Raw genomic sequence first — 913 nt, 5'->3', positions numbered from 1 at the left:
AAATACGGCGGCAGGGGGGGGACGATAATTTTAACCGCCTCGACGTAGCCGCCGTATTTCGCCGTGCTTGTGGGTCGCGCTGGCGGGTGGGGCGTACTACGATTTGCCCACACGGGTTTTATAATGCGTGTTTTGCGGCATTTTGCGAAGGGCGGGTTGCCGGGGTTTTTTGTGCCTTTTATTTATTTTCTTTTTGCCTGTAATTTTAGACAAAAAAGTATGGCGTTTTATTTTGTTATTATGTTAAAACACGTCCGGCGGTACGCCGTTGTTTTAATGCCTTTTTGGAATTATCTTAGAAAAAAAAAGCGTGAGGATTAGCTTTTTTTTTCATGCCCATGCCCAACACGATGTTGGGCATGGGCGCGGTGTTTGCCTGTTGTTATTATTCCGTGTTTTCACTTTTTTTAAATTTTACAGTTTGCCCTTGCCATGCTTTTTTGTCCATTTTTATCCAGATTTTTTAGATAGCATATCGAATGTCCGCACAAAAAAGGGCGGTCTCTGCCGAAAAAATTGCGGAGTGGAGCGCAGCGGAACGGAGCAATTTTAACCTTTAGGCTTTAAGGGGGTGGCGACTCTGGAGCGGGGATAATGTTGCGTGTCTGAACTAATGTTATTGGGAGCGAATAAGTACTGAGGGCGAATATTTACTTTTCACAAATTTATGGGTTCGGGCGGTTGCCGTATTGCCCTTAGCCCGGTGTGCGCGTAGAGAGGGAAATATTTATTATGTTTGTTGTTCTGTAATTGGGAGCGCGACAAATAGGGAATGTGTTTTTTTGTTTGTTTTAATCTTATGGATAGTTCAACACTACGAAGCCAATACTGAATTATTACCCCCTGCCCCGCGCGCCGGGTGGGTGGGTCTACTCTCGCTTTGCTCTCGGACTGCGCTGCGATGGGCAGGGCG

Annotated in this window: 1 protein-coding gene; it reads right to left on the bottom strand. The window is 46.0% G+C overall.

What is annotated here, in order from left to right; translation table 11 throughout:
• Positions 1-657: 657 nt before the first annotated feature.
• The coding region (locus ACYVRH_RS13410) for a hypothetical protein (protein WP_461257396.1) at positions 658-913 on the bottom strand (256 nt) is incomplete at its 5' end.

Source organism: Treponema sp. R80B11-R83G3, from assembly GCF_054786115.1.
The sequence above is the reverse complement of the archived record's forward strand: the minus strand, read 5'-3'. Positions and strand labels throughout refer to the sequence as shown.